The following is a 14234-nucleotide window of genomic DNA, read 5'->3' as shown; positions in this document are numbered from 1 at the left end:
GATAGTTCAAACGTTAGAATTCTGTATTTTCGGGAATGATAATTCCAAAAAATGGGGAGGTCTTGATCTTATGAAAAAATGGCTATTCATTCTTGCTCTCTTTTTTGCATTTTCATCGTCCATACAAGCTGACACAGAATTTCCAAATGCGGATGGGCTGCAGAAAGAGATCCTTCATGATGCACTAATTCATGAACTATCGCCGATTATGTCTCAATTCCTTGATAAACAATATGGCATGGGTCATGGTATGGGGCTTCAATGCAATAAAATATTAGAAATTAAGAGGTTAGATCAAGGTCAATTTTACTTTGAGGTTAAAATGGAAGCAATGACTTTCAAAGGTGCACATAATCCGCCAAATGACGTTATCACAGTAAAAATATCCAATTATCCCAAGGGCAAATGGGTTATTAAAGAATATTCCATCATGGATAAACCAGCAAATTACGCATGCTAAAGCAACTTTCCACTTCCAAATTCGTCCAATATTAGTAATGTTTGATTTGAAGGAGGAGTGGGCTTGAAGAATAAATTGGCTGTATTCGTATTGATCGGATCGCTGAGTCTGTCTATGCTAGTCCAGGCTGGAAAGGTGTACGCTAATGCGGCGGATGTGAGGGTGAACATTCCAGGATACAAAGTGAATGTGAATGGACATCTGGTAGATAACGCATATCGCAAGTACCCCTTGTTGGTGTATAAGGACATCACGTACTTTCCTATGACCTGGTACGATTCTCGACTGCTAGGGCTGGAAGCCAGTTGGTCCAAGCAGGATGGGCTACAGATTTCTCAGGGGCATGTGACTTCGAGCTATGCCTCTTACAAGTCGGATAACCTTAATGCGGCATCCTATCTCGCGGAAGTCCCAGCGTCCGCCATTACCGTGAACGGTCATACCATTGACAACGCCAAAGAGGAGTACCCACTCCTCAGCTTCCGGGACGTGACGTACTTCCCTCTTACTTGGAGGTTCGCACATGACCAGTTTGGCTGGGATTATATGTGGGATACGGTGGATGGTCTGTCCATTCAGTCCCATAACCCACAGTTGCAAAAGGTCGGCCTTCCTGCATATGCCAGTGAAAATAATGTTGCCCTTTTCAAAGGGTATTACTATTATATCGAGACGACGAACACGACGAACCATGTATATCGGGCTCCCATGCAGCAGCCGTCTGATAAGGAAGAGATCTATTCATATAACTTCGGAACCACAGATCGAATGCCAAAGGTTGTGTCCTTTCAAATCCGTAATAACACGCTGTGGTTTACCTATCACATCGGGGGAGGTGTTGAGGGTAGCGACAAGTTCGTGAAAGTCGGTGACGACGGGAAAGCGAAGTTAGTGCATTCAGGATATATGGACTTCAACGACACACCTTACGGTACGTTAGTCGTCCTTCAAGGCGCTTCGGCGTTCGAAGGTGGTAACTTGTATTTGTCACCATCAGAGCAAGATGGGGCGAGTCGTATAAGTGTTGGAGATCCGGATCTCATGTACGCTGTTAAGTACAACGGCACTTGGTCATTAGGACCCAGTGCAGATGCATCCTACACTGCTGTCAACGGTGACGATGTGTATGTGCTCGCTTCACGCAACGAATCCGATGCAAATAAAATTTACAAAATCAACCTAAAAACGAATAAGACTGAGAAGATTGTTGACTCAAGCGTTAGTAAGTTTCGGGTTATTGATAACATGCTTTATTATGTAAAAAACGAAAACAACGCGTTATATTCGACCGGACTAGACGGGACGGGTGAAATCAAACTGTCCGACCTTGCTGTGTCTTGGTTTGACAGCATCAATAGCAGCGTATTTTACACAACCATGAGGGAAGACAACCAATCTGGGCTGTACAAGGTTGATCCGAATGGAGATGATCCTCGGGTATGGACAACGCCAGTCGCAGAAGTACAAGTGTTGAACAATCATCTCGTCTTCCGGATTGGAGAAAATGAAGACTACGGTGTCGTACTTCTGGACGGTTCAGGCCGCTTACTGCTTGAGGTAGCAGATAGGATTTCGCGAGTGTTCACAACCGACGAGAGGATTCTCTTTGCTACTTCCGGCGACTCTGACATACGAACAATATCGTTGAACGACAATTAATCAGCAGCCTCCTTGAAGTATCTGAAGGATTTTTCAATTACATCAGAGAATTATGAAGAAAATATCCAAAGGATGTGGATGAATTCAAAAAGACTTTTGTTATTTTAACGGACATTCATGGTAATGGTCCAGCACTAGAGGCAGTTTTGAAAGAAATCTCAAACATAGCTATTGATCATATTTTCTGTCTAGGAGATGTCGTTGGGATTGGTCCAGATTCAAATGAAGTCCTTGAACTTCTTACTCAAAGAGAAGATGTTTCTTATGTAGTTGGTAATCATGATTTAGCAGTTATTGCTGCACACAATCAAGATGAAGCGCCAAGAGGACATCATAAAGAACGCGTCCATCATCAATGGTTGTCCGATCGAATAAATCCTAAATATGTTGAACTTATGTCAAAATGGCCTAAACAACTTTCCTTCTCCATTCATGATAAACAGCTGTTATTTACACATTATCATTTGGACAATGACCAATGGTTTTCAGACATTGATAAGCAGCCAACAGCAGAAAAGTTAGAACAACTATATACTGAAACTGTCTACCAACTTGTCTGTTTTGGACATCACCACATTGTTCATAACTTTGTATATAATCAAAGAATTTTCTTTAATCCAGGTTCTTTAGGATGTTACCATCTTCCTTATGCAAGATATGGAATCATTACTGTAACCGATGAGGAAGTAAGTGTAAAAGCTATGGAAGTACCCTATGACAATAAACGGTTTTTACAATCATATAATGAACTAGAAGTACCCGAGAGAGAATTTATTCTTAACATATTTCATGGTGGCCAACTTGGAGTAATTTAAATGATCCAAGATGGCCATCATGACAAGAGGCTGCCGTATTTTTCGGTAGCCTTTTCAACTGATTAGGTAATTAAACATGGAGACAATCGCGAATGATTTTAGTAATTTTGAGACTACAAATATGATAGAATTTAGATAAACCGAATAAATAGATAATCGATCTTCTGGTACTATTATGCTAAACAGTGACTGATACAGAAAGTGGGGGAAATGGGTTCATATGATCTCTAGAAGACAGTTTGTCAAAAGATTACTTGCAGTCGCGGTTGCATTAACTGGAGGGGGGGCTCTGCTCAAGCTAACCTTAAAAAGCCAGGAGACGAACGGGAGTGTAGTCGAGGCCTCGGGACAGAAAGAAATCCCACAAGCATCCGTTCAACCGGAAGAGGTAACGGTTGCCGCTGGCGACAATCGACTTTTGCTATCCTTTTTTCTACTTAGCGATGTGCATATTTCAGACAATGGCACTTCTACGATTACCGATAAGCTTCATTCGGCATTAAAAGATGTCAGTCGCTTCGAATCGCCGGTAGATACGATTGTTTTCGGAGGGGATATCACTGATGTAGGTCGCGAGGTGGATTACAAGCTCTTTCGAAAAGTATTGGATAAATACAAACTACCGCCAATGTACGCGAATATGGGCAATCACGACTATTACGACATTTGGATAAACAGTAAGGGAGAATGGTCCGATGAAACGATGCCCAACGGGAAAACGGATGCGATGTCACGTGAACGCTTCATGAAGTTTTTCGGCTACAAGGATAAGAACTACAAGGATGTCTGGGTCAATGATATTCATCTGATTATGATGTCCCAAGAGGCATATGTGCAGGAGAGACCAGAGGTAGGGGAGGGTGCTTGGTATTCGGATGAGCAGCTTGCCTGGCTCGAGAATGTTATGAAATCCCATGTGGATGGAAAGCCAGCTTTCGTCTTCATACATCAGCCGCTACCCGCGCCGGATATGGACGGGAAACCGCCCCAGTTGCTCAGGGCGAAGGAGTTTCGGTCAATCTTAGCTCCCTATAAGAATGTTTTTGTGCTGTCCGGGCACACCCATCGTAACTTTGCAACGGAGAATCACTATAATACACAGAACTCATTTCATTGGTTCAATAATGCCTCTGTCGGTAAAACACGGAGTACTGACAATCCCAATTGTGCACAAGGTATGTACGTTCAGGTCTACAACAACGAAGTGGTGGTTCGTGGCCGAGAGTTTTCCAATCAGACCTGGATCGAATCAGCCAAGTACACTGTAGCTTTAGTTTAAAAGCATTATAATAGGTTAAGTAGAATTGAACATATGAACGGGCAGATTACTTCAAAATAAGGTTAGGCTTGACACCAGTTATCTCCGAAACCGTTATAAAGAAACCCTCAGTTCGTTACTGAGGGTCTTTTTTTGCTATTAAACTAAAGGGTAGTTTCCTTTCATAGCAACGCTGTTATGGCAGCCAGATGGTTCTGTACGTCCGCCCACCCAGCGGCGCGAAACAGCAAGTCATGCGAAGGAACCGACCGGTTGTACGGTTGTTCCATCAGAATGACAGGCTTGCGCGCTTGAACGAACGACTGTACATAATGTGGACCATCATCGATCAGTACATCGACCTTTGAGTCGACACATCGCTGCAGCTTGTCCTCAACGAAAGCAATGTCGTGATACGCTATTCCATGATGCGCGAGCCATTCGAGCGTTACATCTCGGAATAGGAGTGGTCGCGCAGTTATGATCGACAGCCGGTGCTGGCGATACAGCAGCTGCAGCACCTCGAGAGCAAACGGCAGTGGCGTCGAATCCCAATGGATGTCGCGGCCGTACTGGTGATAGACGACATTGCGTTCCTCCTGGTTCCACCCATACATTTTGTATAAATAGAAGTTATCGACGTCATCCGCAGTTAAGGATAAGCCAGAGGCTTGATTGTAGTAGTGGAGATGTGGGGTCGTCGCATCAAGAACGGTGTTGTCCAAGTCGATTCCAATATGCATGGTCAGGCCGCCTTTCGATTTTATCCTAGCTTTTTGCTGAAAATAAATATAACCTCTTCTTCGAACGTCTACATCAACTAGGAGCCTATGCTTTGCCACTCCCTTTGTAGAAATGATTACATAAAAGTATATCGAAGATTCCTAGAATGTGCACGACAAATCATATCTTCGATTGCACAGATTTTCTTGAATAAAAGTTGAATCTGGCTAGTAAAGTAGTATCAATGTTAATTACTGGATAGGATTAAATGCCTGAGAAGCTGGAGAAATATAAGTTTCTGCACTACCGAGACCAAGAGAGGTAGGTTACGAGCAATATGGAGAATAAAAATGTAATCTATGGGTTACTGTTACACCCTTTCATCACTGGTCAGGTATTTGTACAGAAAGAAAAAGAAGAATGGCGTCTCCCCGCTAAGCGTGTGGAAGGAGAAATCTCCACGATCTTAGCTACTCGAGAGATGTCGCAATTGTTCGGTCAGCCCGTGGTCGCATTCAGGTACGTGTCTATCACAGAAAACATACTATTGGGTCGAAAAGAAGGAATCTTCTTATTGGAGAGCATTGGCTTAGACGAATTAACACAAGAGGGAAAATGGGTGAGCAGGGATGATCTCCCAAATTTACAATTCAAACGGATGGATCATCTCGAAGTCATTTATGATTATCTTTCTGGCGAGTTGGTGAAAGAAAATCAACCGAAGTTTCGCCAGCCCTGGGAGAGCAGTGGATGGTTCACTCAAGTCACGTCTTGGATAAAAGAGGTTCTAGGGCCATTGGGTATCGAGATTGTTGCACAACCGGAACAAGTGAAATGGTGGTGTCTGTCGAGTGTCCTTCGGGTAGCCACTACACATGGTAATGTTTACTTTAAGGCAAACGCGAGACAACCGCTGTTTGTAGATGAAGCTAAGTTTCTCCAATTCATGGGGAATCTTTACCCTGGACGCGTACCCATTGTCATTGGAACTGAACCCTGCTACGGTTGGATGTTATTGGGTGATGCTGGAATAAATATAGAAATGAGCATTGAAAATAAGCTAGAATTACTGCGCACATTCGCATCCATCCAAGTTGATGCCATCAACCATGTAGATAAGTTGCTTGAATTAGGCTGTGCGGATCGTAGACCGCATCGACTTATCCCCTTCATTTCTCCCCTTTTGGAGGACGAACTTATGATATCGAACCTAACAGAGGAAGAAATTAGCGAGCTTCGAAACCAAGTGCCTAAAATAATGGAAACGTGTTCAAAGCTCTTGGAATACGCAGTACCATCCACACTAATACACGGCGACCTTAACCTTGGGAATGTCACAAACTTAAACGATCGGTTAACCTTCATTGATTGGACGGACGCATCCATAGCACATCCCTTCATGGACATGTTCCTTATCTTTGATGAAAGCGATTTAGCGCTGCGGACCCAACTGCGAGACGCATATTTGGAACTGTGGAGCGATTTTGAGCCGAGGCATCGTCTGGTGGAGCTCTGGTCGCTCTGCGAGGTCGTGCATGCGATATATCACGCTATAAGCTACCAATCCATCCTTCACCATACTGAGGAAAGGTCACTAGACGAGTTGGAAGATGCACAATCTTTCTATCTTCGTAAGGCATTGTTCTTTCTTCGAAAACTTGGCTAAAACTGCATTTTCTACGTTCCTTCATTCACTTTAATGTTGAGTTGTGTACTTTGTACAATGTAGCTTACATATATTTGGAAGCGATTGGAATCGTTGAGGTGGAGGTGCTTCGAAATGAGTGCGCCGCTAAGGGCAGTTGTTATTGGTGCCGGATGGGCTGGGGAAGGACATACCCATGGATTGAGAAGTGTTGGTGTTGAAGTGGTTGCTATTTGCGCTCGTAACGCTAATATCGTGAAAGGGGTTGCAGACAGGCTCAATGTTCCTGTAGCATCGACAGATTGGCGTGCTGCGGTACGAGAATTGAAGCCTGATATCATTTCGCTGGCGACACCTGCTGCATTACGAGAGGATGTTATTCACGAAGCTATTGCCCTAGGAGCCCACGTTGTTTGTGAAAAACCCCTCGCCGCATCTGCAGTTGAAGCAAAAAGAATGTTGGATGCAGTTGAAGGCGCCGGTATTAAGCATGCTTACGCAGCAACTCAAGCGTATGATCCTACTACATCTTGGATTCAAGAACTTGTCCGTACGGAAGCAATAGGACGGATAAAGGCAGCAGAGATTTTTGCTTTCGTACCCATGTTTCACCCAAACACCCCATGGACCTGGTCATGTGATCTCTCACTCGGCGGTGGAGCGTTAAACAATGGTCTCACGCACTTTCTAGGGATTCTGACAAAGGTTTTCGGCTGCGATCCACACCGCGTGATGGGTGAGGCCCGACTCGGCAGAGATAAGGCTCCCGTTCTTGGTGAAATTAATGATTTTCGGAAATCGTTTATTGTACCGAGCACTGAGGCGATTGCTGCCGCCGAGTGGAAATCGGTTGATGCAGAAACAGCCTTTACTTGCATAATGGAGTACCGACTTCCATCTGGTGACAGCCTGTCTTGTGTCATTCAATTTGACGCTATGATGCCGTACTCTCCTACATATCCGTATTTTCGTATTTATGGCGAAAATGGAGCGATAGATGCAAAAGGAGTTTTTACCTTTGACGTAAGCATGACTGGCCCTGAGGGAACATTATCTAAACCAATGCCGGCTCGATTTAAAGAAGGATTCCCAGATACTAGCAATGCTGAACAGAACAAATGGAATGCTTTTTTCCGGGAGTTTATTGCAGACATACGTGGTGAGATTTTTCAATCCTATCCTACTTTCCGAGAAGGATATCGCGATCAGCTTATTATTGAGGCGATTCGTTCTGAAAGAGGATGGACTTCACTGAAATAATTCTCTCTCTTTATTTGCGATGATAAAGGGTATAAAATAATAAAGAGTAATTCATCACAATTATATCGTCATAATGAGGCTTAGAAAAATGATGAAACATAAATTGCCTTTATTTATTGTTACGGGTTCTAGTGGATCAGGGAAAACTTACGTAATAAATGAATTGCGGAAAATAATGCCCGACTTTGATGTATTTGATATTGATAACCTCCTGGAATGTCATATTACAAATGATGCTTTAATTCTAAACATCTGGCTCCGAGTAGCTCGTAATATTGCAGAAAGCGGGCGGATTACGATCATTTGCGGAACTGCTATGCCTTGGGATGTCGAAAAATGTTTAGATTATCCTTTTTTCAAACATGTATATTATTTAAATTTACATTGCGACGATGAAACTCGCGAAAAACGTTTGCGTGAAAGAAATTGGTCAGAAGAAGTGATTCAAGATTACAAGAATTTTGCGAGAAGGTTGATTGAAATAGCTCATGAGGCATATACCCCAGCAATGCCGACCGTTGATACTACGGATTCCGATGTAACCGAAGTCGCATTGCAAATAAAAGAGTGGGTGCTTTCAATCGCTTCAATTAACGGGAGAACTTAGGATTAGGATCTGCTTCTAGGCAGATCCTATTTTGTTTATTAAATTAGCAGCAGGATACTTCCAATCATTTGGAGAATTACCAGTTTGTTAAGTACACAATGAGGAGGTTTATTTCAATGAACATTCAAGCTGTTTTTATTGATCGTGATGGAACATTGGGCGGGAACGGTCACTTCATTCATCCACAAGACTTTGAGTTATTCCCCTCATCTTTAGCAGCATTGCAGTTATTAAAAGACCACGGAATTAAAATATTTGCCCTTACTAATCAGCACAACATATCCAAGGGATTAGCAACGGTATTAGAATTTCAAAAAGAATTTGATAGTTATGGATTCGATGCAGCATATATATGTCCCCATGAGCCTGAAGAAGGCTGTGTGTGTCATAAACCACGTCCTGGAATGCTTCAGAAAGCTGCTGCTGAGCATGAACTAGATTTGACACAGTGCGTTGTTATTGGTGATGTGGGTTCAACTGATATGCTGGCAGCTGCCGCAGTAGGATCCAAAAGAATTCTTGTAGAGACAGGCTGGGGTAAACAGTCTTTGGAAAAATACCGTCACAAATGGTATGAGCAAGCATCACCAGATTTTATTGCGAAAGACCTCTTAGATGCAGTGAAGTGGTTAATTGGGAACCACTACCAACAAGAAGAGGTATGAGATGCTAAGCAAACTGTGAACGACTGTTGATTGGAGTTGGGAAAGTGTTAAAAGAAGAACTAAGAACAATCGTGGGAAATAATTTTTCTCTGCCACAAGGAATAGATGAATATTTAATCGTACAGCAAGTTGTAGAATTACTTTCTTCTACAGATCCCGAATTACGTGATAAGTTAGCATATCGGATACTAGATAATTGGCTATTAGAAAAAAAGTTGCTTCAAGAAGAACAATTACTAAAATTGCTCGATCATGCTATTTCTCAAAATATGTTATTCAATGGGATCGGGCAAGTGGGTACAGATAGTATCTTTCTACGTTCCTTTTCCTCATTATTAATAGCGTTGTTGCTTATCCGTGATAATAGGGATGAATACTTAACCGAAATTAATGTTCGAAAAATATTGAAAACCTTAATCACCTATTGTAACAGTGAAAAGGATTTTCGTGGCTATGTAGAAGGAAAAGGTTGGGCACATGCAGCGGCTCATATATCTGATGCCCTTGATGAATGCGTCCGCAACAGGTACATAGGGTTAGAAGAGTGCAAGTTAGTGTGGAGTGGACTATGCTCATTACTTGAAAATGCTCCAGAAATGTTTCGTTCAGAAGAGGATGAGCGGATAGCAACTGTGGTGACTGCCATGGTGGAGTTGGGGAAAGTGCCTCTCTCGGTAATAGGTGAGTGGCTTATGGAAGTGAAAATACATAAAGTGGATGAAATAACGAGACAACATAGTCGAATTAATTTCAAACATTTTACACGAAGTCTTATAATACGTTTTTCTGGAAAAGGATTATTGCCAGCGGTAAATGATCTGATTGAGGTTGAGAAGAGATTTAATCCGTACATTGAATAAAATGGGTTCTGCTACTAACGTGATATAACAAGAAAAGGGAGCCAGAGAAGTAAATCTTCTCTGGCCCCGGTCCTTACCACTTAACAGATTCCTCGATGCTAGCTCCCATTATTGATACCAAGCAGCTGCTAAATTATTTGTGAAATTCGAGTCGTTAATAGGAACGTTTGCATCCACGAAACTTGTTGTATTTAGTGCAGTCCTTGCAGCAGCAGTTAAGTCATCCCAGCCGATTAACGGTTGATATCCACCTGCTGTATTCGTAATATATAAGGCATGGTTAAGCGGCCAAACGCTCTTATATTCAATTTTTGGATGAGTTCCATTCGTATTGGATGTAGTCTTAGCTACATTTAGCCAGTCACCGTGCTGAGAATAGGAAATGGACTGAATTTGCGGTGAAGCAGCTGCTGGATTATCGATCCAAACTACTGCACCTTCCCAGTCATGTCTATGACCCAATCCTGAAGATGGTGAATCTTTAGGTTGATACCAAGCATACATAATTGCCCATACCCCATTGTACCATCCTGAACGTGCATATACTTGACCCGTGCTGGAACTGCAATTCCCATTAGCCGCTCCACTAGGTGCTAAACCTCCATTTGTATTCCCTGCTGCATCTACTGCAGGAAAAGGCACACATCCGGTAGTAACCTTCAAAGTTGGTTGAAAAAGCTTAGCCGCTATTTGAGTAGTCGTAGTAGGGGTCACTTCTGCGAATCCTACTACTGCGTTATGAGCTAAGACAGCTGCACTAGCTGCTGGAACAAAGTTGATAGATGCTAGCAATGTCAACCCTAATGTAAGTGCTTTCATTTTTTTGTTCATATAATCTTTACCTCCATTTGATTAGTGAGATGGAAATACATAAATGAATATCAATGTAATAAAACTAAACTTTTTAAAACCTCGAATCAAAAAGCTCACTTCATAACCTCATTGAATTATTTGCGTATTTCATCATGTTTTCGCTTCATTCACCTCCTCAAGTTCGTGTCGAGGGACAAGGTTTCGCGCGCAGCGCTAACTTTTTATTAAAAAGATATATGTTCCTGTCTTTTTGCCAAACAAGAACATATATCGTTTCCCTAAAATGGATAATTCATTATTGTAACTATTCGGAAATGCCAAAGTACTCTCTGATTTTAGTCAATTCTTGGTCGACACGCTGTGGAATCTCATTGAGAAGCTCAGGCCACGTCACGAAAAGCGAATCGTCGTCCCAACCATATTCGATAAATTCCATCGTTGGTCGAAACCGGAGAGTCTGTAAATATCGTTCCACCAATTGGTTCGTTTCCTCATCCGCAGTCATTTTATCCCGCAGCATGTCTGGGACTAATAGACCGCCTCGGCCCGCTGTCTCATATGTGCACGTATCTAAATTCGGGATGAGCTCCAGCATAGTGAGAAGTGGGGAAAAAGCGTGTTTTCCAGGCTGGGAGTACAGCTTGACCTGGGTTGGATTGCCTTCAGCTATATTACTTCGATCCTTAAGTAGCCCTTTAAAATATTTGCCATGGAAGCTGCACTCACAATTGATAACACTGCCGTCACGCCCTACATAAATCCATACATGTTCCAGCTCGTACAAATGCTCGATATCATAATCCCAGTAGATGGCATATTCAATGACCTTTTCAATCCTGGCATCCGACTCGAAGCTGATCATGCGACGAAAGGAAGGTGATGGACCGTCTTGATCGAATATGGTTACCCCAACGCGAACTGGAAAAAATGGCTCCAAGCGATCAAAAAACAGCTGCGGCGCATACGTTTTGGCAAGTGCCAAATTGAGATCAATTTGCTGATTCTGCAAACCCGTTTCCTCCTCATTGCTTTACGAATGGTTATAACTTTATTATAGGAAAAGTAGAATTGCTTACCTTAAATTATTCTAGAAAAATCTATAAAATCATTGGAATAAATTTACATGAAAATCAATGGAATACCGCGACAACCGAATGAGCGACAGCCTTTTACCACTTCATTGGAAGCATTTTCCTAATAAATGCCTGCACGCAAATAGGAGCAGATTACCTACAGGTATCTGCTCCTATTTTCAATATCTATTTTTGCGTAAACATAACCTGCACGTGATCTTAAAAATAACGATTTTTAGATATCAAGTTTACGGTTACCAATCCATTTGACCATTTCAGGATCGCGATGTGAAAAGAAGAGGCTCTGTTTCGTATCTAACATAGTCATAGATTCCATATCTTCTTGGGTTAATTCAAAGTCAAAAATGTTGATGTTTTCGAGAATTCTTTCTTTACGAACAGACTTTGGAATCACAACGACTTCTCTTTGTGTCAACCAACGTAATACCACCTGAGCAACGGATTTATTATACTTTTCAGCTATGGATACTAAAAGCTCATTCTGGAACAAGTTGTTTTTCCCTTCAGCAAAAGGCGCCCAGGATTCGATTTGAACATTATTCTCTTTCATGAATTTTGAATTTTCGATTTGTTGGTTGAATGGGTGGGTTTCAACCTGGTTCACAGCAGGAACTACTTCATTATGGATAATTAAATCGATCAGACGATCCTCATGGAAGTTACTAACGCCAATTGCACGGACTTTTCCTTCACGATACAATTCTTCCATAGCGCGCCAAGAGCCATGTACATCGCCAAATGGCTGATGAATCAGATACAAATCCAAATAATCTAATTGCAATCTTTTCAATGAGTTATCAAACGCTTTTTTTGTGCGCTCATAACCAGTATCCTGCACCCAAAGTTTTGTAGTGATAAATAATTCCTCTCTTGCAATGCCACTCCGTTTGATTGCTCTCCCAACTGCTTCTTCATTTTGATAAGAGGCCGCTGTATCAATCAGCCGATAGCCTGCCATAATAGCGTCATAAACGCTTTGTTCACATTCACTTTGATCTACAATCTGAAATACACCAAAACCTAGAATAGGCATCTCAACACCATTGTTCAAAATAACTTTTTGCATATAATATCCTCCATTATTAAAATTATTTGTAACCCGATTTGATCTTATCCATGATGTACGAAAATACTGCTTCTGCTATTATGCACTAGATGATACTGAGGTCGTTATCCCATTCTTACCAAATGATTGCCTAATCCTCTCACTACCACTTATGTAACAGAAAAATATGGACTATAATCGAACTATTAATAATTGGGACAGGAGACTCCAATGTCTGAAATCATTTCTAAACAGCAGAATGAGCTCGCCAAAATCATTGAGCGCTTTACAGGAACGGATGGTGTTCACCCAACTGCTATTCCATCCTTATTTTTCATACGTGTTTCAAAGGAGGCCGGACAAAGCTACGGAGTTTACAAGCCTTCCTTTTGTATGGTAGTTCAAGGGGCGAAGGAGGTATGGCTGGGGCAGGAGCGCTTTACATACAGTCTTGCTGATTACCTTGTTGCATCCGTACATGTACCCGTTACCGCTCAAGTCACTGAAGCCACTCCCGATGTTCCGTATTTGGGTTTCAAACTTGAATTTACACCTAGTCAAATCTTAGAGATTTTGCATGATTCTGAGTTTCGAGTAGATCCGAAAGACAATCCAAAGCGAGCAATGTTTGTCAGCAAGATAGAATCAACATTGTTAGATTCGGTCATTCGATTGGTACATTTGCTCGATAATCCTAAAGATATTCCTGTGCTTGCTCCACTATTTACGAAGGAAATTCTCTATCGGGTACTACAAGGTCAGAATGGGATTATTTTGGAGCAAATAGTATCGGAAGGAAGCTCGACCCATCATATCAAAGTTGTTATTGAACAAATCATGAAGTACTATGACAGCCCTTTACGGATGGAAGAACTTGCCGAGTTAGCGAATATGAGTATTTCTTCGTTACATAGACACTTTAAAGAGATCACTGCGATGAGCCCTCTTCAGTACCAAAAACAGCTTCGGCTGCAAGAAGCTCGGCGCCAATTATTAACCGAGTCGGTGGATGCTTCAGAAGTTGCCTACCGGGTAGGCTACGAAAGTGCCTCTCAGTTTAGCCGTGAATATTCTCGCATGTTTGGTTTTCCTCCCAAAGCTGATAAGAAGCGTATCAAGGAAACGTATGACCAGGCAGAGGTAATTACTGAACAAGTTTCCAATGTGTGAGGAGCATGCAATTAGTTCGATCTATCTAGAAAGCCAAATAGAATCTCACTCTTCAATGTTAGAGGGGGAAGTCTATTTGGTTTTTTTATGCAAATTCAAAAGTGTTCTTTCTCGTGAGAGAAATAGGCAAACATTTAAGATGATCAGGATATCCGTTTCT

General features: G+C 42.0%; 14 protein-coding genes. 10 read left to right on the top strand and 4 right to left on the bottom strand.

The window, feature by feature from the left end; all coding sequences use genetic code 11:
• Window positions 1-70: 70 nt before the first annotated feature.
• From AC58QG_RS04840 to AC58QG_RS04825, 4 genes are all read left to right on the top strand, one after another.
• Entirely contained in the window at window positions 71-460 is a 390-nt protein-coding gene (locus tag AC58QG_RS04840; RefSeq protein ID WP_497360965.1) for a DUF3888 domain-containing protein, read from the top strand.
• A 63-nt stretch (window positions 461-523) separates the two neighbouring features.
• Complete coding sequence (locus tag AC58QG_RS04835; protein WP_497360964.1) at window positions 524-2119, top strand: DUF5050 domain-containing protein; 1596 nt, start codon at window positions 524-526, stop codon at window positions 2117-2119.
• 74 nt (window positions 2120-2193) lie between these two features.
• A complete protein-coding gene (locus tag AC58QG_RS04830) occupies window positions 2194-2934 on the top strand; it encodes a metallophosphoesterase family protein (RefSeq protein WP_497360963.1) in 741 nt (246 codons plus the stop codon).
• Between the two features lie 220 nt (window positions 2935-3154).
• Window positions 3155-4213 (top strand): metallophosphoesterase family protein, encoded by a 1059-nt coding sequence (locus tag AC58QG_RS04825; protein WP_497360962.1) that lies wholly within the window; start codon window positions 3155-3157, stop codon window positions 4211-4213.
• A 161-nt stretch (window positions 4214-4374) separates the two neighbouring features.
• Here AC58QG_RS04825 and AC58QG_RS04820 read toward each other — a convergent pair whose 3' ends face one another.
• Window positions 4375-4935: a 5' nucleotidase, NT5C type gene (locus tag AC58QG_RS04820; RefSeq protein WP_497360961.1), complete on the bottom strand. Its 561-nt coding sequence runs from the start codon at window positions 4933-4935 to the stop codon at window positions 4375-4377.
• Between the two features lie 317 nt (window positions 4936-5252).
• Here AC58QG_RS04820 and AC58QG_RS04815 point away from each other — a divergent pair, with 317 nt between their 5' ends.
• From AC58QG_RS04815 to AC58QG_RS04795, 5 genes are all read left to right on the top strand, one after another.
• Window positions 5253-6581 carry an aminoglycoside phosphotransferase family protein gene (locus tag AC58QG_RS04815; protein WP_497360960.1) on the top strand — a complete coding sequence of 443 codons (1329 nt, stop codon included), beginning with the start codon at window positions 5253-5255 and terminating at the stop codon, window positions 6579-6581.
• A gap of 114 nt (window positions 6582-6695) precedes the next feature.
• Window positions 6696-7820, top strand: coding sequence for a Gfo/Idh/MocA family protein (locus AC58QG_RS04810; RefSeq protein ID WP_497360959.1), 1125 nt, complete (start codon window positions 6696-6698; stop codon window positions 7818-7820).
• Between the two features lie 88 nt (window positions 7821-7908).
• Window positions 7909-8427, top strand: coding sequence for an AAA family ATPase (locus tag AC58QG_RS04805; protein ID WP_497360958.1), 519 nt, complete (start codon window positions 7909-7911; stop codon window positions 8425-8427).
• Window positions 8428-8543: 116 nt separating this feature from the next.
• Window positions 8544-9092, top strand: coding sequence for an HAD-IIIA family hydrolase (locus tag AC58QG_RS04800; RefSeq protein ID WP_497360957.1), 549 nt, complete (start codon window positions 8544-8546; stop codon window positions 9090-9092).
• A gap of 44 nt (window positions 9093-9136) precedes the next feature.
• On the top strand, window positions 9137-9952 hold the full coding sequence (locus tag AC58QG_RS04795) for a DUF2785 domain-containing protein (RefSeq protein ID WP_497360956.1): 816 nt from the start codon (window positions 9137-9139) through the stop codon (window positions 9950-9952).
• A 108-nt stretch (window positions 9953-10060) separates the two neighbouring features.
• Here AC58QG_RS04795 and AC58QG_RS04790 read toward each other — a convergent pair whose 3' ends face one another.
• From AC58QG_RS04790 to AC58QG_RS04780, 3 genes are all read right to left on the bottom strand, one after another.
• A complete protein-coding gene (locus AC58QG_RS04790) occupies window positions 10061-10783 on the bottom strand; it encodes an NPP1 family protein (protein ID WP_497360955.1) in 723 nt (240 codons plus the stop codon).
• 286 nt (window positions 10784-11069) lie between these two features.
• Window positions 11070-11774 (bottom strand): hypothetical protein, encoded by a 705-nt coding sequence (locus tag AC58QG_RS04785; RefSeq protein ID WP_497360954.1) that lies wholly within the window; start codon window positions 11772-11774, stop codon window positions 11070-11072.
• Between the two features lie 299 nt (window positions 11775-12073).
• Window positions 12074-12925, bottom strand: coding sequence for an aldo/keto reductase (locus AC58QG_RS04780; RefSeq protein WP_497360953.1), 852 nt, complete (start codon window positions 12923-12925; stop codon window positions 12074-12076).
• A 210-nt stretch (window positions 12926-13135) separates the two neighbouring features.
• On the opposite strand from AC58QG_RS04780, the gene AC58QG_RS04775 reads away from it, so the two are divergent.
• Complete coding sequence (locus AC58QG_RS04775; RefSeq protein ID WP_497360952.1) at window positions 13136-14074, top strand: AraC family transcriptional regulator; 939 nt, start codon at window positions 13136-13138, stop codon at window positions 14072-14074.
• The last annotated feature ends 160 nt before the right edge of the window (window positions 14075-14234 follow it).

The organism is Paenibacillus sp. J22P169 (genome assembly GCF_059691995.1).
The sequence above is the reverse complement of the archived record's forward strand: the minus strand, read 5'-3'. Positions and strand labels throughout refer to the sequence as shown.

Bases quoted from the DNA above. Each gene is read 5' to 3' on its own strand.
- AC58QG_RS04840 (WP_497360965.1), top strand. From the start codon at position 71: ATGAAAAAATGGCTATTCATTCTTGCTCTCTTTTTTGCATTTTCATCG.
- AC58QG_RS04825 (WP_497360962.1), top strand. From the start codon at position 3,155: ATGATCTCTAGAAGACAGTTTGTCAAAAGATTACTTGCAGTCGCGGTT.
- AC58QG_RS04820 (WP_497360961.1), bottom strand. From the start codon at position 4,935: ATGCATATTGGAATCGACTTGGACAACACCGTTCTTGATGCGACGACC.
- AC58QG_RS04815 (WP_497360960.1), top strand. From the start codon at position 5,253: ATGGAGAATAAAAATGTAATCTATGGGTTACTGTTACACCCTTTCATC.
- AC58QG_RS04810 (WP_497360959.1), top strand. From the start codon at position 6,696: ATGAGTGCGCCGCTAAGGGCAGTTGTTATTGGTGCCGGATGGGCTGGG.
- AC58QG_RS04805 (WP_497360958.1), top strand. From the start codon at position 7,909: ATGATGAAACATAAATTGCCTTTATTTATTGTTACGGGTTCTAGTGGA.
- AC58QG_RS04800 (WP_497360957.1), top strand. From the start codon at position 8,544: ATGAACATTCAAGCTGTTTTTATTGATCGTGATGGAACATTGGGCGGG.
- AC58QG_RS04790 (WP_497360955.1), bottom strand. From the start codon at position 10,783: ATGAACAAAAAAATGAAAGCACTTACATTAGGGTTGACATTGCTAGCA.
- AC58QG_RS04780 (WP_497360953.1), bottom strand. From the start codon at position 12,925: ATGCAAAAAGTTATTTTGAACAATGGTGTTGAGATGCCTATTCTAGGT.
- AC58QG_RS04775 (WP_497360952.1), top strand. From the start codon at position 13,136: ATGTCTGAAATCATTTCTAAACAGCAGAATGAGCTCGCCAAAATCATT.